This is a genomic window from Nocardioides sp. GCM10027114 (assembly GCF_042659625.1).
In the GTDB taxonomy this organism is placed as follows: Bacteria; Actinomycetota; Actinomycetes; order Propionibacteriales; family Nocardioidaceae; genus Nocardioides.
In genome coordinates, this window is sequence record NZ_JBHSSS010000024.1 from 178,139 (window position 1) to 199,141 (window position 21,003).

The 21,003-nt window shown below is 72.7% G+C and carries 19 protein-coding genes; 9 read left to right on the forward strand and 10 right to left on the reverse strand.

Annotated features, from left to right (window positions below; genetic code table 11):
- Positions 1-24: 24 nt before the first annotated feature.
- Genes ACFP2E_RS13155 through ACFP2E_RS13175 form a run of 5 tightly spaced genes read left to right on the forward strand, consistent with a single transcriptional unit; the run spans position 25 to position 4,374 of the window.
- Complete coding sequence (locus tag ACFP2E_RS13155; protein ID WP_378523614.1) at positions 25-1,281, forward strand: magnesium transporter MgtE N-terminal domain-containing protein; 1,257 nt, start codon at positions 25-27, stop codon at positions 1,279-1,281.
- Positions 1,274-1,816 (forward strand): DUF1003 domain-containing protein, encoded by a 543-nt coding sequence (locus ACFP2E_RS13160; RefSeq protein ID WP_378523615.1) that lies wholly within the window; start codon positions 1,274-1,276, stop codon positions 1,814-1,816. The genes ACFP2E_RS13155 and ACFP2E_RS13160 overlap by 8 nt, the downstream gene beginning before the upstream one ends.
- The gene (locus tag ACFP2E_RS13165) at positions 1,813-2,871 is read left to right on the forward strand and encodes an endonuclease/exonuclease/phosphatase family protein (RefSeq protein WP_378523616.1); all 1,059 of its coding nucleotides are present in this window, start codon (positions 1,813-1,815) and stop codon (positions 2,869-2,871) included. The genes ACFP2E_RS13160 and ACFP2E_RS13165 overlap by 4 nt, the downstream gene beginning before the upstream one ends.
- Before the next feature lie 12 nt (positions 2,872-2,883).
- On the forward strand, positions 2,884-4,038 hold the full coding sequence (locus ACFP2E_RS13170) for an Mrp/NBP35 family ATP-binding protein (protein WP_378523617.1): 1,155 nt from the start codon (positions 2,884-2,886) through the stop codon (positions 4,036-4,038).
- A 3-nt stretch (positions 4,039-4,041) separates the two neighbouring features.
- The gene (locus ACFP2E_RS13175) at positions 4,042-4,374 is read left to right on the forward strand and encodes a sec-independent translocase (RefSeq protein WP_378523618.1); all 333 of its coding nucleotides are present in this window, start codon (positions 4,042-4,044) and stop codon (positions 4,372-4,374) included.
- Between the two features lie 25 nt (positions 4,375-4,399).
- Here ACFP2E_RS13175 and ACFP2E_RS13180 read toward each other — a convergent pair whose 3' ends face one another.
- Positions 4,400-4,945, reverse strand: coding sequence for a hypothetical protein (locus tag ACFP2E_RS13180; protein WP_378523619.1), 546 nt, complete (start codon positions 4,943-4,945; stop codon positions 4,400-4,402).
- 131 nt (positions 4,946-5,076) lie between these two features.
- Here ACFP2E_RS13180 and ACFP2E_RS13185 point away from each other — a divergent pair, with 131 nt between their 5' ends.
- Both ACFP2E_RS13185 and ACFP2E_RS13190 read left to right on the forward strand, forming a co-directional pair.
- On the forward strand, positions 5,077-5,721 hold the full coding sequence (locus tag ACFP2E_RS13185) for a LysM peptidoglycan-binding domain-containing protein (RefSeq protein ID WP_378523620.1): 645 nt from the start codon (positions 5,077-5,079) through the stop codon (positions 5,719-5,721).
- Between the two features lie 32 nt (positions 5,722-5,753).
- On the forward strand, positions 5,754-6,278 hold the full coding sequence (locus ACFP2E_RS13190; protein ID WP_378523621.1) for an Rv3235 family protein: 525 nt from the start codon (positions 5,754-5,756) through the stop codon (positions 6,276-6,278).
- A gap of 154 nt (positions 6,279-6,432) precedes the next feature.
- On the opposite strand, the gene secA is transcribed toward ACFP2E_RS13190, so the two are convergent.
- A complete protein-coding gene (gene secA, locus ACFP2E_RS13195; protein ID WP_378523622.1) occupies positions 6,433-9,243 on the reverse strand; it encodes a preprotein translocase subunit SecA in 2,811 nt (936 codons plus the stop codon).
- A gap of 156 nt (positions 9,244-9,399) precedes the next feature.
- Between secA and ACFP2E_RS13200 the strand changes: the two genes are divergently transcribed.
- Together ACFP2E_RS13200 and ACFP2E_RS13205 are read left to right on the forward strand one after the other, a co-directional pair.
- The gene (locus ACFP2E_RS13200) at positions 9,400-10,065 is read left to right on the forward strand and encodes a TetR/AcrR family transcriptional regulator (RefSeq protein ID WP_378523623.1); all 666 of its coding nucleotides are present in this window, start codon (positions 9,400-9,402) and stop codon (positions 10,063-10,065) included.
- 2 nt (positions 10,066-10,067) lie between these two features.
- A complete protein-coding gene (locus ACFP2E_RS13205; RefSeq protein WP_378523624.1) occupies positions 10,068-11,192 on the forward strand; it encodes a nucleotide disphospho-sugar-binding domain-containing protein in 1,125 nt (374 codons plus the stop codon).
- Positions 11,193-11,199: 7 nt separating this feature from the next.
- On the opposite strand, the gene ACFP2E_RS13210 is transcribed toward ACFP2E_RS13205, so the two are convergent.
- The 8 genes from ACFP2E_RS13210 to ahcY all read right to left on the reverse strand — a co-directional run bounded on the left by ACFP2E_RS13210 (position 11,200) and on the right by ahcY (position 20,892).
- On the reverse strand, positions 11,200-12,381 hold the full coding sequence (locus tag ACFP2E_RS13210) for a winged helix-turn-helix domain-containing protein (protein ID WP_378523625.1): 1,182 nt from the start codon (positions 12,379-12,381) through the stop codon (positions 11,200-11,202).
- A gap of 183 nt (positions 12,382-12,564) precedes the next feature.
- Positions 12,565-13,248 (reverse strand): response regulator, encoded by a 684-nt coding sequence (locus ACFP2E_RS13215; protein WP_378523626.1) that lies wholly within the window; start codon positions 13,246-13,248, stop codon positions 12,565-12,567.
- A 124-nt stretch (positions 13,249-13,372) separates the two neighbouring features.
- On the reverse strand, positions 13,373-13,999 hold the full coding sequence (hpf, locus tag ACFP2E_RS13220; protein WP_378523627.1) for a ribosome hibernation-promoting factor, HPF/YfiA family: 627 nt from the start codon (positions 13,997-13,999) through the stop codon (positions 13,373-13,375).
- Between the two features lie 447 nt (positions 14,000-14,446).
- Positions 14,447-15,145: a ComF family protein gene (locus tag ACFP2E_RS13225; RefSeq protein ID WP_378523628.1), complete on the reverse strand. Its 699-nt coding sequence runs from the start codon at positions 15,143-15,145 to the stop codon at positions 14,447-14,449.
- 74 nt (positions 15,146-15,219) lie between these two features.
- Positions 15,220-16,998 (reverse strand): LpqB family beta-propeller domain-containing protein, encoded by a 1,779-nt coding sequence (locus ACFP2E_RS13230; protein WP_378523629.1) that lies wholly within the window; start codon positions 16,996-16,998, stop codon positions 15,220-15,222.
- Positions 16,995-18,680 (reverse strand): MtrAB system histidine kinase MtrB, encoded by a 1,686-nt coding sequence (mtrB, locus tag ACFP2E_RS13235; RefSeq protein WP_378523630.1) that lies wholly within the window; start codon positions 18,678-18,680, stop codon positions 16,995-16,997. The genes ACFP2E_RS13230 and mtrB overlap by 4 nt, the downstream gene beginning before the upstream one ends.
- Positions 18,681-18,683: 3 nt before the next feature.
- The gene (gene mtrA, locus ACFP2E_RS13240; RefSeq protein ID WP_378523631.1) at positions 18,684-19,385 is read right to left on the reverse strand and encodes an MtrAB system response regulator MtrA; all 702 of its coding nucleotides are present in this window, start codon (positions 19,383-19,385) and stop codon (positions 18,684-18,686) included.
- Positions 19,386-19,431: 46 nt separating this feature from the next.
- Positions 19,432-20,892: an adenosylhomocysteinase gene (ahcY, locus tag ACFP2E_RS13245; protein WP_378523632.1), complete on the reverse strand. Its 1,461-nt coding sequence runs from the start codon at positions 20,890-20,892 to the stop codon at positions 19,432-19,434.
- Positions 20,893-21,003: the final 111 nt, after the last annotated feature.

Consider the following 21,003-nt stretch of genomic DNA (forward strand, 5'->3'; position numbering starts at 1 on the left):
CGCCGCGGCCGGTAGCCTCGGCACGTGACCACCGCCCCCACCCGCGTGTACGCCGCCCGCCTGGTGGGGCTGCCGATCTTCGACCCGCAGGGCGACCAGGTCGGCAAGGTGCGCGACCTCGTGGCGGCGGTCCGCTCGGAGGTCAGCCAGCCGCGGGTGCTGGGGCTGGTCGCCGAGGTGTTCGGGCGCCGCCGGATCTTCGTCCCGATGGGGCGGGTCACCAACATCGACGCCGGGCAGGTCTACACGACCGGCCTGCTCAACATGCGGCGCTTCGAGCAGCGGCAGACCGAGACGCTCGTCGTCGGCCAGATGTTCGACCGCACCGTCACCATCACCAGCAGCGGCGTCCGCGGCACCGTCTACGACATCGGCCTCGAGCAGGCCCGCAACCGCGACTGGGTGCTGTCCCGGGTCGCGGTGCAGGAGCCGGGCAGCACCTTCCGCCGCCGCGGCCAGACCCACGTGGTCGAGTGGCGCGACGTCGACGGGCTGACCCAGAAGGAGGAGGCGCAGGGCGCCACCCACCTGATCGCGCAGCTGGCGGAGATGAAGGCCGCCGACGCGGCCAGCGTCATCCACGACCTGCCGACCGACCGGCGTACCGCCGTGGTCGCCGCGATGGCCGACGAGCGGCTCGCCGACGTCCTGGAGGAGCTGCCGGAGGAGGACCAGGTCGAGATCCTCGGCTTCCTGGAGTCCGAGCGGGCGGCGGACGTGCTCGAGGAGATGTCGGCCGACGACGCCGCCGACCTCATCGCCGACCTGCCGCCCGAGACCGCCGCGAAGCTGCTCGAGCTCATGGAGTCCGACGAGGCCGAGGACGTCAAGCGCCTGATGTCCTACGCCGAGGAGACCGCCGGCGGCATGATGACGCCGGCGCCGGTGATCCTCGGGCCCGACGCCACCATCGCGGACGCGCTGGCGCACGTCCGCAACCCCGACATCCCGGTGTCGCTGGCCGCCATGGTCTACGTCTGCCGGCCGCCGCTGGAGACACCCACCGGACGGCTGCTCGGTTGCGCCCACATCCAGCGGCTGCTGCGCGAGCCCCCGTCGTCGCTGGCGGCCGCCGCCCTCGACACGGCTCTCGACTCGCTGCGGCCCGACGCCACGATCGACCAGGTCGCCTCGCACCTCGCGACGTACAACCTGGTCGCCGCGCCGGTGGTCGACGACGAGGGCCGACTCCTCGGCGCGGTCACCGTCGACGACCTGCTCGACCACATGCTGCCGGAGAACTGGCGCGACCAGGAGGCGGGAGGAACCACCCATGCCTGACTCCCGCCGGCAGCGGCTCGACACCCCGGTCGACGTCCGACGGCCGCTGGTGCGCGCGCCCAGCTACGACGCCGACGCGTTCGGCGTCTTCGCCGAGCAGTTCGCGCGGTTCATGGGAACCGCACGGTTCCTGCTCTACATGACCGCGTTCGTCACGGTCTGGCTCGCGTGGAACTGGTTGGCGCCCGACGGCGTCGTGTGGGACGCCTATCCCTTCATCTTCCTCACGTTGATGCTCAGCCTGCAGGCGTCGTACGCCGCTCCCCTGATCCTGCTCGCGCAGAACCGGCAGGAGGACCGCGACCGCGTGATCGCCGAGCGCGACCGCCAGGCCAACGCCCGCGCCCACGCCGACATGGAGTTCCTCGCCCGCGAGGTCGCCTCGCTCCGGATGGCCATCGGCGAGGTGGCGACCCGCGACTACGTCCGCTCCGAGCTGCGCGGCCTGCTCGCCGAGCTCGACGAGCGCCGCCACGCCGAGCACGCCGCCGGGGGCGAGCCGGCGCCGCCCGCTCCCGGGACCGAGGGGACGTGAGCAGGCCACCGGCCGACACGGTGTGGACCGGGCTGCTGGTCCTGGTCCTCGCGGGAGCGATGGCCGCGGTCGGCCTCGTCGTCGCGAACCGCCCGTCGGAGCCCGGCCCCGCGGCGCCGCCGCCGGGCTCGTCCCCGGCCTCGGTCACGCCCGCCCCGACCGTCCCCGCCCCCGACACCGGCTCCCCCGGCGGCAAGCAGCGGCCCGGGCCTGCCCCCGCCCCGACCGCCACCGCGAGCAGCTGTGCCACGCTCGAGGAGGAGGTGCCGCTCCGGGTGCTCACCCTCAACGTCCACGGCGGCCAGGGCCCACGGGGCTTCGACATCGCCACCCTCGGCCGCTACCTGGCGGCCGCCGACGTCGACGTCGCGCTGCTGCAGGAGGTCGACCAGGCCCGGCCCCGCAGCCGGTACTCCGACATGCCGGCCGCGCTCGCCGCCGCGACCGGGATGGAGGTCGCCTACGGCGTCAACGTCCGGCTCGGCCCGCGCCGCGGCGTGTCCGGGGTCGCCACGCTGTCGCGCCACCCGATCCTCGCCCAGCAGCTCACCCGGCTGCCGTCCGGGCCGGGGCTCAAGGGGCGCGGCGTGCTCCGCACCGACCTCGACGTCGACGGAACCACGGTCAGCGTCTTCAACACCCACCTCGAGCACCAGGTGGAGAGCGTCCGGCTGCGGCAGGTGTCGGCCATCGGGCCGGTCCTCGCGGCCACCGCGCACCCCGTGATCCTCGGCGGCGACCTCAACGCCGTCCCGGCCTCCCCCACCTGGCGGGTCGCCCGCTCGTGGCTGCGCGACGCCTGGTCCGACGCCGGCGCCGGCCCGCCGGCCACGTCCCCTGCCGCCAGCCCGCGCCGCCGGATCGACTACCTGATGTACGCCGGGGCGGTGCGAGCCGAGGCCGCCGAGGTGATGCCGGGAGTGGTCTCCGACCACCGGGCCGTCCGCGCGGCGTTCACCGTCGGGACCGCCGGGCCCGAGATCTGCATCCCGATGCTCGACGGTGCGGTCGGCGGTTCCGGTCCCAGGGGCGGCGGTGCTGGGTCCCGTCGTTAGGCTTGGGGCACCATGAGCACTCCCACACGTGAGCAGGTCGACGCAGCACTGGCGACCGTCAACGACCCCGAGATCAAGCGCCCGATCACCGACCTCGGGATGGTCGACACCGTCGAGATCCTCGACGACGGCACCGTCCGCGTCCGCGTGCTGCTGACCGTGGCCGGCTGCCCCCTCAAGGACACCATCAACCGCGACGTCACCGCGGCCGTCTCGAAGGTGCCCGGCGTGACGGGCGTCGACCTCGAGCTCGGCGTGATGACCACCGAGCAGCGCTCGCAGCTGCAGCAGACGCTCAAGGGCGGCCAGGCGCAGCGCGAGATCCCCTTCGCCCAGCCCGGCTCGCTCACCAAGGTGTTCGCGATCGCCAGCGGCAAGGGCGGCGTCGGCAAGTCCTCGGTGACCGTCAACCTCGCGCTCGGCATGGCCCAGCAGGGCCTCAAGGTCGGCGTGGTCGACGCCGACATCTACGGCCACAGCGTGCCGGCCATGCTCGGCGTGGCCGATTCCCGGCCGACGCAGGTCGAGGACCTGATCATGCCGGTGCCGACTCCGAGCGGCGTCTCGGTGATCTCGATCGGCATGCTCAAGCCCCGCCGTGACCAGGTGGTCGCGTGGCGTGGCCCGATGCTGGACCGGGCGCTGGTGCAGATGCTGGCCGACGTCTACTGGGGCGACCTCGACGTGCTGCTCCTCGACCTGCCGCCCGGCACCGGCGACATCGCGATCTCGCTGGGCCAGCACCTCCCGGGTGCGGAGGTCGTGGTCGTGACGACCCCGCAGGAGGCGGCGGCCGAGGTGGCCGAGCGCGCCGGCACGATGGCCTCGATGATGCACCAGCGCGTCGTCGGCGTCGTCGAGAACATGAGCTACCTCCCCTGCCCGCACTGCGGCCCGGAGCACCAGCTCGAGGTCTTCGGCAGCGGCGGCGGCGAGCGGGTCGCCTCGACGCTGTCCGGCAGGTTCGGCTACGACGTCCCGGTCCTGGGCCGGGTGCCGCTCGACACGTCGCTGCGCGAGGGCGGCGACGTCGGCAAGCCGATCGTCGAGTCGGACCCGGCGGCGCCCGCCGCGGTCGAGCTGCGCTCGATCGCCGAGCGGCTCGCCGGTCGCGGTCGCGGCCTCGCCGGAATGCAGCTCGGGCTCACGCCGACCAGTAAGTTCTGATCCGTGTTCGGGGTCGGACTGCCGGAGCTGGCGGTGATCGCGCTGGTCGCCGTCGTCGTGTTCGGCCCCGACAAGCTGCCGGAGTTCGCCCGCCAGGCGGGCCGGTTCCTGCGGCAGGTCCGCAACTTCGCCAACTCCGCGCGCGACGAGCTGCGCACGGAGCTCGGCCCCGAGTACGCCGACCTCGAGCTGCGCGACCTCGACCCCCGCGCCATCGTCAAGCGTCACATCGTCGAGGCGATGGAGGAGGCCGACGAGGAGCCCACGCCCCGTCGGCGGGGGCTGCGCCCGCTCGCGGCGGGCGAGGTGCCGCCGTACGACGTCGAGGCGACCTGACCCTCTCGCTTCCTGTCGGAGCGGCTCAGCCGCTGAGCTCGTCGCGCCGGCTCTGCACCGCGGCCACGGAGTCCAGCGCCACCAGCAGTGACGTGGCGCCGCTGCGTCCCTCGACGAAGTCCTGCCCCACCCGGGTCGGGACCAGCTCGTGGCAGCGGCCGTCGAGCAGGTGGACCCGGCACGGCTCGCCCGCGTCCGCGAGCCGGCGCACCGCCGAGCCGAGGCCCAGCCGCGCGACGGGCGACCAGGCCACCTCGGGCACGGCGCGCTCCGAGGCACCCACCACCGTCGAGATCGCGCCGGAGCGCACCAGCCAGTCCTGACCGGGCCCGGCGACCAGGCACCACCCCGTCGCGACGCGTTCGAGCCGGCCCGCCACCCGGCCGACCCCGCGCACGTCGAGGGCCAGCTCCCGGCCCAGCGACGCCATCAGCCGGCTCGCCAGCGTCACCGTGGCGTACTCCGCGCGGCTCCGGTCGAGCAGCTCGACCCCGCGCTCGCCGTCGAAGAGCGACTCCGCCTGCTGCTCGAGGTCGTCGAGCACCGCGAACAGGTCGTCCTCCCAGCTCATCCCCCGCACCTCACCGCGCCACCGTCCCACACCCGCCGGCGCGGCTCGACGGATCGGCTGTGGAGAAGCCGTTGCCAATCCGGGTAAAGAGTCGTTGACTGAAGCAAACGCACGCAAACAAAGGCTTCGTCATGACTCGGGAAGTGACGCCTCCGGCACCAGGCCGGTGCCTGCTGGTGTGGCTGGCGCTCACCGCCACCACCGCCGGCGTCCTGGGGACCCTGCTTCCCCACCTCCGGGCGGAGGCCGCGTCCTCGCCTCCCGCGGCGACCGGGGCAGGGGCCTTCACCGACCTGCTCGTGCTCGCCTGCGAGGCCGCGCTCGCCTGCTGCACCCTCTGGTGGTGGCTCGCCGCCACCGCCGTGGTCCTCGAGGCCCGGAGGGGCCGGACCGGGGGGTGCCACGGGCGCGGCCTGCCGCGCCTGCTGGTCCGGGCGCTGGTCGCCGCCTGCGGCGTCGCCGCTGTCTCAGCCGGCCCCCTCGTCCTCCCCGCGCAGGCGACGGCACCGACCGCGTCGGCCGATCGCACCGGCGCCGGGCCCGCCACCGCCCTGACGCGGGTCAGCCTGATGGTGGCCCGCCCGGTGGTCGTCGTCCGCCCCGGGGACACCCTGTGGCGCCTCGCCGAGCAGTCGCTCGCGGCGGGCGCGACCGACGCCGCCGTCGACCGCCGCTGGCGGCGCATCCACGCGCTGAACCGGGACGTCATCGGTTCCGACCCCGACCTCGTCCGGCCCGCGCAGCGGCTGCGCCTGCCGGCCCCACGCCCCCGCTGACGCCACCGGCACGCCGCCGAGAGGAGAATCCCATGACCATCCGACCCTCAGACGCCCCCTCCGACGTGGTCGTCCCGCTGCGCCGCCGCGCACCGCTGGCCAGCGTCCAGGGCGCGCTCGCGCTGGACCTCCACGCCCACCTCGACCCGCCGGCGCCGCCACCGGCCCCGTGCCGGCTGCGCGGCGACGTGGTGCCGCTCGACGGGTCGTCACGCGGCCGCCTCGAGCAGTGGGCACGCCGTTACGTGCAGGCGGCCGTGGAGATCGTCGGCGGCGACCGGCCGGCCTCACAGCTCGTGCGGTGGACCGCACGCGACGTCCACCGCGATCTCGCCCGCCGCGCCCACCTCGTCGCCCAGGCCGCCGCCCGCCGCACCACACCCCTCGACGAGGCGGCGGTCCGGCCGCAGGTCCTCGGCGTCCGCACCTGCGTGGTCACCGAGCGCGCGGCCGAGGTCAGCGCCCACGTCCGCTACGGCCGCCGCTCCCGCGCCGTGGCGCTCCGCTTCGAGCTGCGCCGCGACCGCTGGATCTGCACCGCGCTCGACTTTGCGTGACCCCGCCGAGCTGCCAGCAGTTGCCCTACGGGCGGAGCCCCGCCCGGCAACTGGTGGCAGCTCGGCGCCTGCTGGGGGGTAATTGCTGGCAGCTCGCGCAAATGACGCCGACCCGCCCGAGACTTTCGGGCGGGTCGGTGTGGTGGCTGGTGGATCAGCCGTTGATGCGGGCGGTCAGGCCGGTCGGCCCGCCGGGAGCACCGTGGCACTTCTTGAACTTCTTGCCCGAGCCGCAGGGGCAGTCGGCGTTGCGGCCGACCCCGGCGTACGGGTCGTCCTCGGCCGGCGCGGCCTCGCTGCGCACCTCGACGTCGCCGTCCTCGGTCGGGGCGGAGTAGGCGAGGTTCTGCGGCTGCTTCGGCGTCTCGAGGCCCTTGGCCTGGATGTGGGGCCGCTCGCCGCCGGAGCCGGGGACGGGCTGCCGCATCGGCTCGACGACCTCGGCCTCCTCCTCGGCGGCCTCCGGCTCCTCCTCGACCTGCACCTCGAGGTTGAACAGGAACCCGACCGCCTCGGCCTTGATCTGGTTCATCATCGTGGCGAACATGTCGTAGCCCTCGCGCTGGTACTCGACCAGGGGGTCGCGCTGGCTGTACGCCCGCAGGCCGATGCCCTCGCGGAGGTAGTCCATCTCGTAGAGGTGCTCGCGCCACTTGCGGTCGAGGACCGACAGCAGCACCCGGCGCTCGAGCTCGCGGATGACCTCGTCGCCGACCTCGGCCTCGCGACGGTCGTACGCCGCGTGGGCGTCCTTGCGGAGGATCTCGACGAGCTCGTCGGGGTCGAGGTTGGCGCGGTCGCCCGCCTCCTTCTCGAGGACGGCGAGGTCGACGGTCATCGGGTAGAGCTGGCCCAGCGCCGCCCAGAGGGCGTCGAGGTCCCACTCGTCCGGGATGCCCTCGGTCGCGCCGCGGACGTGGCCGGCGATGACGTCGTCGATGAAGCCGCGGACCTGGTCGCGCAGGTCGGCGCCCTCGAGGACCTGGCGGCGCTCGCTGTAGATCACCTTGCGCTGCCGGTCCATGACGTCGTCGTACTTGAGGACGTTCTTGCGGGACTCGAAGTTCTGCGACTCGACCTGGCCCTGCGCGTTGGCGATGGCGTTGGTGACCCGCTTGTTCTCGATCGGGACGTCGTCCGGGATCTTCAGGACCTGGAGGACGCGGTCCACCCAGTCGGACTTGAAGAGCCGCATGAGCTCGTCCTGCAGCGACAGGTAGAACCGCGACTCGCCGGGGTCGCCCTGACGGCCGGAACGACCACGCAGCTGGTTGTCGATGCGGCGCGACTCGTGGCGCTCGGTGCCGATGACGTAGAGGCCGCCGAGCTCCTTGACCTCGTCGTGCTCGGCCGCGACCTGCGCCTTGATCTTCTCGATCATGCCGGGCCAGGCGGCTTCGTACTCCTCGGAGTGCTCGACCGGGTCGAGGCCCTGCTTGCGCAGCTCGTAGTCGGCGAGGAACTCGACCGAGCCACCGAGCATGATGTCGGTACCGCGACCGGCCATGTTGGTGGCGACGGTGACGGCGCCCTTGTGGCCGGCGAGCGCGACGATCTTCGCCTCGTCGGCGTGGACCTTGGCGTTCAGGACGGTGTGGGGGATGCCGCGCTTCTTCAGCAGCCCCGAGAGCAGCTCGGACTTCTCGACCGACACGGTGCCGACGAGGACCGGCTGGCCCTTCTGGTTGCGGGTGGCGATGTCCTCCGCGACCGCGTCGTACTTCGCCTCCTCGGTGCGGTAGACCAGGTCGGGCTGGTCGACGCGTGCCATCGGCTTGTTGGTCGGGATCGGGACGACGCCGAGGCCGTAGATCTTGTCGAACTCCGAGGCCTCGGTCATGGCCGTGCCGGTCATGCCGGAGAGCTTGTCGTAGAGCCGGAAGTAGTTCTGCAGCGTGACGGTCGCGAGGGTCTGGTACTCCTCGCGGACCTGCACCCCCTCCTTGGCCTCGATGGCCTGGTGGAGGCCGTCGTTGTAGCGCCGGCCCGCCAGGAGGCGGCCGGTGTGCTCGTCGACGATGAGCACCTCGCCGTCCATGACGACGTACTCCTTGTCGTTGCGGAACAGCTCCTTGGCCTTGATGGAGTTGTTCAGGAACGAGATGAGCGGGGTGTTCGCCGACTCGTAGAGGTTCTCGATGCCGAGGTGGTCCTCGACCTTGGTGATGCCCGGCTCGAGGACGGAGATGGTGCGCTTCTTCTCGTCGACCTCGTAGTCCACGTCCTTGACGAGCTTGCGCGCGATCTTGGCGAACTCGTCGTACCAGCGGACCTCGTCCTGGGTCGGGCCGCTGATGATGAGCGGGGTCCGCGCCTCGTCGATGAGGATCGAGTCGACCTCGTCGACGATCGCGAAGTTGTGGCCGCGCTGGACGCACTCCGCGAGGGAGCCGGCCATGTTGTCGCGCAGGTAGTCGAAGCCGAGCTCGTTGTTGGTGGCGTAGGTGATGTCGCACTCGTACGCCGCGCGGCGCTCGTCGGGACGCATCTCCGGCAGGATCACGCCGACGGTGAGGCCGAGGAAGTGGTGGATGCGGCCCATCCATTCGGACTGGTACTTGGCGAGGTAGTCGTTGACGGTGACGACGTGGACGCCCTTGCCGCTCAGCGCGTTGAGGTACGACGGCAGGGTCGCGACCAGGGTCTTGCCCTCACCGGTCTTCATCTCGGCGATGTTGCCGAGGTGGAGCGCGGCGCCACCCATGAGCTGGACGTCGTAGTGGCGCTGGCCGACGACGCGGCGAGCGGCCTCGCGCACGGTGGCGAAGGCCTCGGGCATCAGATCGTCGAGGGTCTCCCCGTCGGCGAGGCGACGCCGGAACTCGTCGGTCATCCCGCGCAGCTCGTCGTCGCTCATGGCGACGAAGTCGTCCTCGATCGCGTTGACGGCCTGGGCCACCGCCTCGAGCTGACGGATGATCTTGCCCTCACCGATGCGGAGGAGCTTGTCGAGAATGGCAGGCACGAGCGTCGAACTCCCTGAGCAGTACGTCGGTGGTACGGATGGCAGCCGCAACTCTACCCAGCAGGTACCGCCTGCCCGCATCGTCGGGGACCGGTCCAGACTTTCGCGTGAGTGCCCATTGACATCAACCTTGGATTGGCGTCAACTGGCATTGACATGAACACGACCGGCACTGTCCCCGACAGCCCCGCTCGCGCGCGGCGGCCCTACACCATGACCGCCCGCGCCCGGTCGGTCGAGCAGACGCGGCACCGGATCCTCGACGCCACCACCGAGCTCTACCTGAGCCGGCTCGCCCCCGACATCGCGCTCGACCACATCGCCGAGCGAGCGGGCGTCAGCGTGCAGACCGTGCTGCGGCACTTCGGCAGCCGGTCGGGCCTGGTCGAGGCGGCCTCCCGTCACGCCCGGGAGACGGTCGCCGAGGAGCGCCGGGTGCCGGTGGGCGACGTCGACGCAGCCGTCCGGGTGCTGGTCGACCACTACGAGAAGCGCGGGGACGGCGTCCTCGTGCTGCTGGCCCAGGAGCAGACCGAGGAGCTCGCGCGGACCGTCACCGACGAGGGGCGGGCGATGCACCGGGCCTGGGTCGAGGAGGTCTTCGCCCCGTTTCTCACCCCGGACGACGGCCAAGACGGCCATGACATCGAGGAGCGCACCGACCTGCTGGTCGTCGCCACCGACGTCTACGCCTGGAAGCTGCTGCGGCGAGACCGCGGCCTCTCCCGGGCCGCCACCGAGGCACGGCTCCGCCGACTGGTGGGGCTGCTGCTCGACGTCGGGCCGGGCCGCTCCCCCGACCCGGACCAGCCCAGGGAGTGACCATGACCGAGCCGACCTCCGAGATCCTCTTCGTCACCTGGGACGGCGGTGGCAACGTGCCGCCGGCGCTGGCGGTCGCACGCGAGCTGCAGGCCCGGGGCCACGCCGTGCGCTTCCTCGGCCACGCCACCCAGGCCGACCGCATCCGCGCCGCCGGCTTCGAGTTCGTGCCGCCCCGGCACGCGCGGCCGTTCGACAACCGGGAGACCCCGTCGAACGCCACGATGATGGCGACCTTCGGCGACCGCGGACTGGGTCGCGACCTGGTGGAGGAGGCGCGCCGCCGGCCGCCGGACCTGGTCGTCGTCGACGCCCTCATGTTCGGGGCGCTCGCCGCCGCCCACGAGGCCGGACTGCGCTACGCCGTGCTGGAGCACTGCTTCCACTCCTACTACCGCGCAGGCATCCTGCGCGGCCCGCTCGGCTGGAGCCTCCGGCTGAAGGGCCTGCGGCCGCAGCGCGCGCTGGACGGGGCGGCCGTCCGGCTGCTCGCCACGCTCCCCGCCCTCGACCCCGTGCCCGATGCTCCCCCGAACCTGCGCCAGGTCGGCCCGGTCGTCGACGTCGCACCGCACCGGGAGCCGGACTCCCCGACGGACTCGCCGACGGTTCTGGTCAGCCTCAGCACCTTCGGGTTCGCCCGGATGCAGCGCTCGCTGCAGGCGATCGTCGACGCGACCCGGGACCTCGACGCGCGGGTGGTCGTCACGACCGGACCGGCGATCGACCCGGCGGACGTCGACGCGCCCGGTCACGTCGAGGTACGCCGCTTCGTGCCGCACGTCGAGCTCATGCCCCGGGCCAGCCTGGTGGTGGGGCACGGCGGCCACGGCACGACGATGCAGGCCCTCGCGCACGACCTGCCCATGGTGGTGATGCCGATGGACCGGCTCACCGACCAGCCGCTGGTGGGGCGCACGCTCGCGGAGGCGGGGGCCGCGCGGGTGGTGCGCAAGGGCGCCCGCCCGGAGGCGCTGGCCCCGACCCTCGCCGAGATGCTGGCCGACGGCCCGCACCGAACCGCCGCGTCGCGGCTCGGCGCCCAGGTCCGGGCGATGCCGGGCGCCACCCTCGGCGCGGACGTGCTCGAGGAGCTCGTGGGAGGACGCGCCCGGACGGCGGGCTGAGCGGCAGTCAGGGACGCAGCAGGGGCGTCAGGTCGCCCCGCGGCTCGACCACGAGCTCGTCGAGGCGGAGCCACTGCGCCAACCGGCGCAGCTCGGCCCCGAGCTCGTCGGCGGTCTCCGGCGGCGCGCCGGGCTCGGCGTACGCGGCCTTCACGAGCAGCCGTCCGGTGGCCCGGTCGGCCTTGAGGTCGACCCGGGCGACGATCCGGTCGCCGAGCAGGAACGGCAGCACGTAGTAGCCGTGGACGCGCTTCGCGGCAGGCGTGTAGATCTCGATGCGGTAGCGGAACCCGAAGAGCCGCTCGGTGCGCTCGCGCTCCCACACGACCGGGTCGAACGGGCTCAGCAGCGCGCGGGCCGGGACCCGCCGCGGCAGACGGGCGTCGCGGTGGAGGTACGCCGGCCGGTGCCAGCCCTCGACCTGCACCGGCAGCAGCTCGCCGGCCTCGACGAGGGTGTCGACCGCCGCCTGGGCGTCGGCCAGCCTCGGCATCCGGTAGTAGTCGCGCAGGCAGTGCGCCGTGGCGACGCCGTGGGAGGCGGCGGCGCGGCGCACCAGCTCGAGGTCGGCCTCGGCCGGCGAGGGCACCGTCGCCGCGAGGACGCTCGAGGGCAGCACCCGCTCGGGCAGGTCGTAGAGCACCTCGAACTGGGAGTTGCGGCCAGCGATGGCGAGATCGCCGACCATGTAGAGGAAGTCGAGGACCTTGCGGGTCTCCGACCAGTTCCAGCCCCAGTGCTCCTTGGTCCGGGGCAGGCCGTCGTCGAGGTCGCGGGCGGTGGCGGCGCCGCGGTCCTTGACCTCCGCCATCACCTCGGCCTCGAGGCCCGGCTCGGCGGTCATCCCCCACTTCCCGCGCTGCGAGCGGTAGGAGGCCATCCGGTGCTGCATCACCGGCCACAGGTCGACCGGCATCAGCGCCTGCACGTGGGCCCAGTACTCGACGAGCCGGCGGGGCGGCTGCTGCGAGGCCCGGCGCAGCAGGTCGGTGTCATAGGGGCCCATCCGCGAGTAGAGCGGCATGTAGTGAGCCCGCTGCAGCACGTTGACCGAGTCGACCTGCAGCACGCCGGTGCGCCGCACCGTGCGGGCGAGGGTGCGCATCGTCGTCGCCGCGTGGGGCGGGTCGAGGAAGCCCTGGGCTGCGAGCGCGACGCGGCGCGCCTGGGCGCGGCTCAGGGACTGCATGGCGCGAGGCTAGCGGTCCCCACCGACAGTGGTTGGCGCCCTGCGCACGTCACCGGGTTTCGACACACGTGACCGCGGGCCAGCCGTGGCGTCCGGTGCGTGCGATGGCAAGGCGGAGGTGCGAAGGCGGCCCGGGGTTGGCCGTCGAGCGCCGACAACGCCGCCAGCGTGCGTGCCCGGGCGTCACGGGAGGTCGAGCAACTTCTCCTTGACGGCGTACATGACCGCCTCCATGCGCGAGTGGAGCTGAAGCTTCTCCAGGATGTTGCGCACGTGGTTCTTGACGGTGTTCTCCGAGATGAACAGCTCCTGGGCGATCTCCCGGTTGTTCATGCTCTTGGCGACGAGCCGGAGCACCTCGAGCTCCCGCTCGGTGAGCCGGAGGCCGGGGACGTGGTCGCGCTCGGGCTTCGACATCTGCTTGAACTCGTCGATCAGCTTGACCGCCATCGAGGGGCTGATCAGCGACTGGCCCTCGGAGACGACGCGGATCGCCTGGGCGACCTCCTCGATCGAGGAGTCCTTGAGCAGGTACCCGGAGGCGCCGCTCTTGACCGCCTCGTAGAGGTCGGCCTCCTCGTCGGAGACCGTCAGCATGATGATCTTGGCCGAGGGGACGGTGTCCTTGATCGCCAGGCAGGCCTCGATCCCGGTGCGCTTCGGCATCCGGATGTCGAGGAGCACGACGTCCGGCGCGACGCTCGCGGCGAGGGCGGTGCCCTCCAGCCCGTCGCCGGCCTCGCCGACCACCTCGATCCCGGTCTCCGCAGCGAGCAGCATCGTCAGCCCTCGGCGGAACAGCTCCTGGTCGTCCACGACCAGGACCCGGATCGGCTCCGCCCCCGTGTTGGTCTCCTGTGCAGCCACCCCCGCATCATGGCACGACCGGGTGGTCGGCACGCACAGACGGGTGGTGACGTGGAACGGCGGACTGACCCTGCCGGGCCAGCCCGCCGTGTGCCGTGGGCGGTCGCGCGCCGCCTCGTCCCGGCTAGTCGCGGGGTCCGAGGTCGAGCGAGATCACGCCGTAGTCGTAGCCGCGGCGCCGGTAGACGACCGCGGGTCGTTCGCTCTCCTTGTCGACGAACAGGTAGAAGTCGTGCCCGACCAGCTCCATCTCGTAGAGGGCCTGGTCGAGGGTCATCGGGCTTGCCGGGTGGGTCTTCTCCCGCACCACCAGGGGGCCGTCGCCGGTCACGTCGATCGGACCGACCTTGCGCTCGGTGGTGGTGTCCTCCCCCTCGTGGGCCAGCTTGCCCACGGCCGGGGTCCCGGCCAGGGCCTGCCCGACCGACACCGGGGTGTGGCGACCGTGGTGGACGCGTCGGCGGTCCGCGGCGCGCCGCATCTGGGCGGCCATCTTGTCGACGGCGACGTCGAGGGCGGCCATCTTGTCCTCGGCAGCGGCCTCGGCCCGGATCACCGGTCCCTTGGAGAAGGCGGTGAGCTCCACCTTCACGGCCCGGTCGTGCTGGCGCGGGTTGCGCTGCAGCTCCACCTCCACCTGGACCCTCATGATCCGGTGATCGTGCTTCTCGAGGCGAGAGAGCTTCTCCGCGACGTGACTGCGGAACCGATCGGACAGCTCGCAGTGACGACCAGTGACCACAACTTCCATGTGAACCTCCCGTGATCCGTTTGGTTACGACAGTGCCCCGGCTCGCTCCGTCACGAGTCCGGAGGCCGGGGCACGGCTGGAGTCCGCCCGGCCGACCTGGTCTTCGACCCCACAACCGCCTGCTGAGGCTTTCGCAGCTTCTCTGCCACTACCGGCCTTCTCCCGCCGACCACCGTGTCTGACGATGGGGACGAGGCAGGACTTACCTCTAAGCCGCACCGTGATCCCACCCGCGGGTCGAGACCTGCGGAGTGGTTACGTGGGCCGTTTCGCCTGCGACTGGCATCGGCTAGTCGACGGCTCGCCCTGGGTTCCCAGTGCGTCCCGACGACGCAACCACGGACCCGGGCGGACTCCATGATGTGACGCTAACGGGTGACGTGCCCCGACGAAAGGCGTCCCGCCCTGCAATTCTGTCGATGGGCACGACTCGTTCGTCACACCCGCTCAGCGGAGGGCGGTACGGCGTCGGGTGGCGGCGATGACCGCGACGGCGTGCACCCGGATTCCGGACGCCTCGAGGGCGCGCTGGGCCTCGCGGGCGGTCGCGCCGGTGGTGAGCACGTCGTCGCACACGACGACCCGCAGCGACCGGCCGGCCAGTCGTGCGACCCGGGCGGCAGGGCACCACAGCGACCCGGCCAGGTTGGCGGCCCGCTCCTCCGCGCCGAGGCCCGCCTGGTCGGCCACGGCGCCCCGCGAGGCCAGCAGGCCCGCCACGCCCGCGTCGACGCCGGCGCGGCGCAGCGCCCGGGTGGCCGCGCGGACCACGTCGAGGAGCGGTCGGTGCCCGCGGGCCCGGTCGGAGCCGGGACGGGCCGGGACCGGGACCAGCGCGACCGGGTCCGCCGGCTCGGCGCCGGCACCGGCGGCCGCGGCCGCCACGGCCGTCGCCAGCAGCCCGCCGAGGGGACGCCGCAGCCCGAGGACCGCCCGCTCCTTGTGGGCGAGCACCATCGCCCGGGGGACGCCGTCGTACTCGGCGGCCGCCCACGGCACCGCCAGCCCGGCGGGCGTCGGCTGCGGCCACGCCACCCGCGCCTCGTCGGGCAGGCCCGTCCGGCAGCCGTGGCACAGCACCCGTCCGGGACGCTCGCAGCCCACGCACCGGCCGCCGAGGACCAGGTCCGTGAAGGCATCGCGCACGCCTGAGCGTCGCCCCCGCGCCGGCCGACCGGCAACCGGGTCGAGCCGCGCTGTGGACGAGCGGGACCGGAGGGTCAGCCGGGATAGCCGATGGACGTCACCTCGGGGTCGAGGCGGAGCCCACCGGTCGTGCCGCTGCGCGGGTCGAACAGACTGGAGGCCGTCACGACGTACAGCCCCTCGGTGGTGACCGGCGAGCCGGCCAGCGCCTCGGCGCGCACCGGGATCGTCGTCAGCAGGTCGTCGATGCCGGAGCCCGCCCCGTCGACCGAGAGGGTGCGGACCTGGAAGAGCTCCTTCGCCACGCGGTGCAGGACGGCCACGGACGTCGGCGAGCTCCAGGCGATGTCGGTGATGCGCAGCCCGCTCTCGCCCTCCCACGCGATCCTCTCGGCCGGCGTCGCGGAGCGCACCCGGCCGTTGGCGTCGCGCACGATGCGGCTGACGTGGATCTGGTCGCCGTCGGGGCGGTCCACCACGGCGACGAGGCGGGAACCGTCCCGCGAGACCAGGAACGCGCTGACGGGGCGTCCGGTGATGCCCGGGACCTCGAGGGTCTCGGGTCCGCGCGGGCCGATGTGGGTGACCACGGCACCGCCGGGGCGGTTGTCGAGCAGCCAGATGCGGTCGGAGAAGTCCCACGCGGGCTGCAGCAGGTCGACGCCGTCGCTGGCGACCTGCTCGACCCGCTCCTCCTCGCCGCGGACGGCCGCGACGAGCACGCGGTCGCCCGACGTGGTCACCCCAGCTGCGCGGTCACCCGTGAGGTTCACCCCCACCGAGCGGAGACCCTGCTCCGTCGTCCCGAAGGGACCGTCCACGGCGCCCAGCCCCTCGGCCGGTCCGGCCACGAGGAGTCCCTCGCGCAGGCCGAAGAGCAGGCCGCTGCTCTGCAGCCCGGTCGGGTCGTACGTCGACCCCTCGTCCACGTCGACCTGGGTGCGGCCGCCCGGCAGCGTGACCTGCTGGCCGCCGAGGGTGACCCGCAGCGCCTGGATCGACGGGTCCTGGCGCAGCGTCCAGGCGAGCTGGGCCAGCATCAGCTCGCTGGCCTGTGGCGAGAGCTGGCCGGCGTACCCCTCGAGGGTCAGCTCGGCGACGCCGTCCTCGGTGACCGGCACCGAGAGCCCGAAGCGCAGGCCGGACGGGATGAAGGTGCGGGAGACCCCGTCGAGGGCCCGGCCCGGGCCGCGCAGCAGCGACGTGGTGAGCGCGGTGGCGAACTGGTCGCCGGCCGGCACGAAGACCGGCTCGGGGACGAGGATCCGGGCGGAGGGGTCGAAGAAGTAGAGCGAGACCCGGCGGAACGTCTGCTCGAACCAGGACTCGGGGACGATCAGCGCGTCGGGGACCCGCGCGATGCGCCACTCCCCGTCCTCGCGCTGCATCGGCAGCGCCAGCCGCCGCTCGTCCGCGGGCAGCGGGCCCTGGTGGGAGCCGCGCGCGTCGAAGTACTCCGCACCGCGCAGCCGCACCCGGACGGTGGTCGAGCCGCGCGGCTGGGTGGCCTCGTCGTAGGTGATGGTCCGCTCCCCCGGGTCCCAGGCGGCCTGGGCGTCGCGGGTGAGGAATTCCTGGGCGGTGGTCGTCTGGATCGGCGTCGCGGTCATCGCATCGAGGAAGCCGGCCACCACCTCGGCCGGCAGCGCGCCTGCCCGCGGCGGCTTGGGGTCGATGAAGATGCCGGTGCGCTCCTCGAGCGACCCGTCCGCCTCGGTCTCGACCACCGGGCCGCTGCTCGGCATCCGCACGCAGGCCGCCAGCGGGAGCAGGCAGGCGAGCACCAGCGCGAGGGCGCGGACCATCGACCGGCTCGACGTGCTGGACCGGCTCGACGTGCTGGACCGGCTCACCGGACCGGCTCCCCTGCTCCGGGCGCCGCGCCGCGCGTGGTGCGGGGCGTGGTGCCGGCGTCGTCGGGCACCAGCGGCAGCGGGCTCTGCCGCAGCGTGTCGCCCGCCCGCCGCGGCAGCGTCAGCCGGAACTGCGCCCCCTCGTTCGGGCGGCCCCACGCCTGGAGCCAGCCGCCGTGGAGGTGGGTGTCCTCCAGCGAGATCGACAGTCCCAGGCCGGTGCCGCCGCTGGTGCGGGCCCGGGCGGGGTCTGCGCGCCAGAAGCGGTTGAAGACCATGGCCGACTCCCCCGTGCCGAGGCCGACGCCGTAGTCGCGGACAGCGATCGCGGCTGCGTGCTCGTCGCCGGCGACGTGCACGACGACGTCGTGCCGCTCGGCGTGGTCGATGGCGTTGGTGACGAGGTTGCGCACGATGCGCTCGACCCGGCGTACGTCGGCCTCTGCCAGGCAGGGGTGGTCGGGCGACCTCACGATGACCCGGGTGTGTCGCTGCTCGGCGAGCACGCGGGTGTTCTGGGCGACTCGGTGGGCCACGTCGACGAGGTTGACGTCGTCGAGGTCGAGCACCGCCGCCCCGGCGTCGAAGCGGCTGATCTCGAGGAGGTCGACCAGCAGGGTCTCGAACCGGTCGAGCTCGGACTGCAGCAGCTCGGCCGCGCGGGCGGTGGCCGGGTCGAAGTCCTCGCGGGCGTCGTGAAGCACGTCGCCGGCCATCCGCACCGTGGTGAGCGGGGTGCGCAGCTCGTGGGACACGTCGGAGACGAAGCGGCGCTGCACCCGGCTCAGCTCCTCGAGCTGACGGATCTGGCGTTGCAGGCTGGTGGCCATCTGGTTGAACGAGGTCGCCAGGCGAGCCAGGTCGTCCTCGCCGGAGACCCGCAGCCGCTGCTGGAGCTGGCCGGCGGCGAGCCGCTCCGCGACCTTGCGGGCCATCCTGATCGGGGTGACGACCTGCCGGGTCACCAGCCACGTCAGCCCGGCTACGAGCACGAGCAGCAGCACCGCGGCGGTGAGCAGCGCCCGCGCCACGAGTGCGAGGGTCTCCTCCTCCTCGGAGAGCGGGAAGAGGTAGTAGAGGGTGTAGAGCTCGCCGTCGGCGGGCAGCCGCACCTGCGAGCCGACCACGACGCCGGGCTCGACGACGGTCTCGCCGCGGCTGTTCTCGGAGCGGATCTCGGTGTAGGTCCACGCGGTCGGGGCGCGCTGGGAGAAATGCTCCTCGAGTGACTCGGGGACGCTGGACCGGTCGAGGCCCTGGGTGAACTTCGCCCCGCCGTCGGCGATCCGGCTGCTCTCCTCCCCCACCGGCCCCGCCATCACGACGCCGAAGCCGCGGGTGTTGCCGCGCACGATGATCGGCTCGACGAGCGCGCGCTGCTGGGCGCCGACGTCGACGTCGGTACCGCCGGCGGCACCGAGCTGCTCGCGGGCCTGCGCGGTCTCGTTGTTGGCCTCGGCCACGACCGCCTCGACGCGGTGACTGAGGAGCCCCTCACGCGTCTGCTGCAGCAGGAACCAGCCGACGGCGCTCACCACGAGCGCGGACAGCAGCACGGTGCTGGCGACGACGCGCGCCTGGATGGAGCGGCGCCAGAACGTCAGCGCGCGGCGCACGGCGGCGGGGAGGCTGCGGCCGGTCCCGCTGTCGCCTGCCGGGTCGTCGGCCCTCGGAGTGGCCATGGCTCAGGAGCTACCGGCCTTGTAGCCGACCCCTCGGACGGTGACGACGATCTCGGGGTTCTCCGGGTCGTGCTCGACCTTGGACCGCAGCCGCTGCACGTGCACGTTGACCAGCCGGGTGTCGGCGGCGTGGCGGTAGCCCCACACCTGCTCGAGGAGCACCTCGCGGGTGAAGACCTGCCACGGCTTGCGCGCGAGGCAGACGAGGAGGTCGAACTCGAGCGGGGTGAGGTTGATCGGCTTCCCGTCACGGGTCACGGAGTGCCCGGCCACGTCGATGGTCAGGTCGCCCACCGACAGCGACTCCTGGGCGGGCGCGTCGAAGCGCCGCACCCGGGCCCGGATGCGGGCGATGAGCTCCTTGGGCTTGAAGGGCTTCACGACGTAGTCGTCGGCGCCGGACTCCAGCCCGAGGACGACGTCGATGGTGTCGCCCTTGGCGGTCAGCATCACGATCGGGACGCCGCTCTCGGAGCGGATCTCCTTGCAGACGTCGATGCCGTCCTTGCCCGGCAGCATCAGGTCGAGGAGCACGAGGTCGGGGCGGTACTCGCGGAACGCCTCGACCGCCTCGTCGCCGCGAGCCACCATCCGGCTGTCGAAGCCCTCCTGCCGCAGCACGATGGTGAGCATCTCGGCAAGGGACGCGTCGTCGTCGACGACGAGGACGCGTCCCTTGCCGGCCGCAGGTGGTGACTGGGTCATGCCTCAATCTTGCCAGCCGGGCAGTGCCTGGCGTGGCAGGTGCGGGTCAGTAGCGGTACTGCTCGGACTTGTACGGGCCCTCGACCGGGACGCCGAGGTACGACGCCTGGCCCTCGCTGAGGGTGGTGAGCTTGACGCCGAGGGCGTCGAGGTGGAGCCGGGCCACCTCCTCGTCGAGGTGCTTGGGCAGCACGTACACGCCGACCGGGTAGTCCGCGGGCTTGGTGAAGAGCTCGATCTGGGCGAGCACCTGGTTGGTGAACGAGTTCGACATGACGAACGACGGGTGGCCGGTCGCGTTGCCGAGGTTCATCAGCCGGCCCTCGGACAGCACGATCACCGAGTGGCCGTCGCGGTCGCCCGCGGCCGGGAAGGTCCACACGTCGACCTGCGGCTTGACGTTCTTGCGCTCGACGCCCGGGAAGGACTCGAGGCCGGCCATGTCGATCTCGTTGTCGAAATGGCCGATGTTGCCGACGATCGCCTGGTGCTTCATGCGCGCCATGTGGTCGACGGTGACGACGTCCTTGTTGCCGGTCGCGGTGATGATGATGTCGGCGGTCGGCAGGGCGTCCTCGAGGGTGGTGACCTGGTAGCCGTCCATCGCCGCCTGCAGCGCGCAGATCGGGTCGATCTCGGTGATGATCACGCGGGCGCCCTGGCCGCGCAGCGAGTCGGCGCAGCCCTTGCCGACGTCGCCGTAGCCGCAGACCACGGCGACCTTGCCGCCGATGAGGACGTCGGTGGCGCGGTTGATGCCGTCGACGAGGCTGTGGCGGCAGCCGTACTTGTTGTCGAACTTGGACTTGGTGACCGAGTCGTTGACGTTGATGGCCGGGAAGAGCAACGAGCCGGCCTTCATCATGTCGTAGAGGCGGTGGACGCCGGTGGTGGTCTCCTCGGTGACGCCCTGGATCTCGTTGGCGATCTTGGTCCAGCGGTCCTTGCTCTCGGCGAGCGAGGCCTGGAGCACGTCGAAGATGACCTTCTGCTCGTGGCTGGTGGCGGTGGCCGGGTCGGGCGCCTCGCCCTTCTTCTCGGCCTCGACGCCGAGGTGGACGAGCAGCGTCGCGTCGCCGCCGTCGTCGAGGATCATGTTGGCGAAGCGGGCCTCGCCCAGCTCGTCGGTGCCCCAGTCGAGGATCTGCTGGGTGCACCACCAGTACTCCTCCAGGGTCTCGCCCTTCCAGGCGAAGACCGGGACGCCGGCGGGGGCGTCGACGGTGCCCTCGCGGCCGACGACGACAGCGGCCGCCGCGTGGTCCTGGGTGGAGAAGATGTTGCAGGACGCCCAGCGCACCTCGGCGCCGAGGTCGACCAGGGTCTCGATCAGCACCGCCGTCTGCACGGTCATGTGCAGCGAGCCGGCGATCCGGGCACCCGCCAGCGGCTTGGAGTCGCCGTAGCGCTCCCGCATGGCCATGAGGCCGGGCATCTCGTGCTCGGCGAGGGTGATCTCGGTGCGGCCGAAGTCGGCCAGGCTGAGGTCGGCGACCTTGAAGTCCATGAGGTGTCTCCTCGTGAGTGTGGAGCAGGGTCTGCGTGCACGCATCTGCGCGACATTGGGATCTCCCACGCGGACCTCTCCAGCGTAGAGCGCCACACCAGCCCCGGCAGA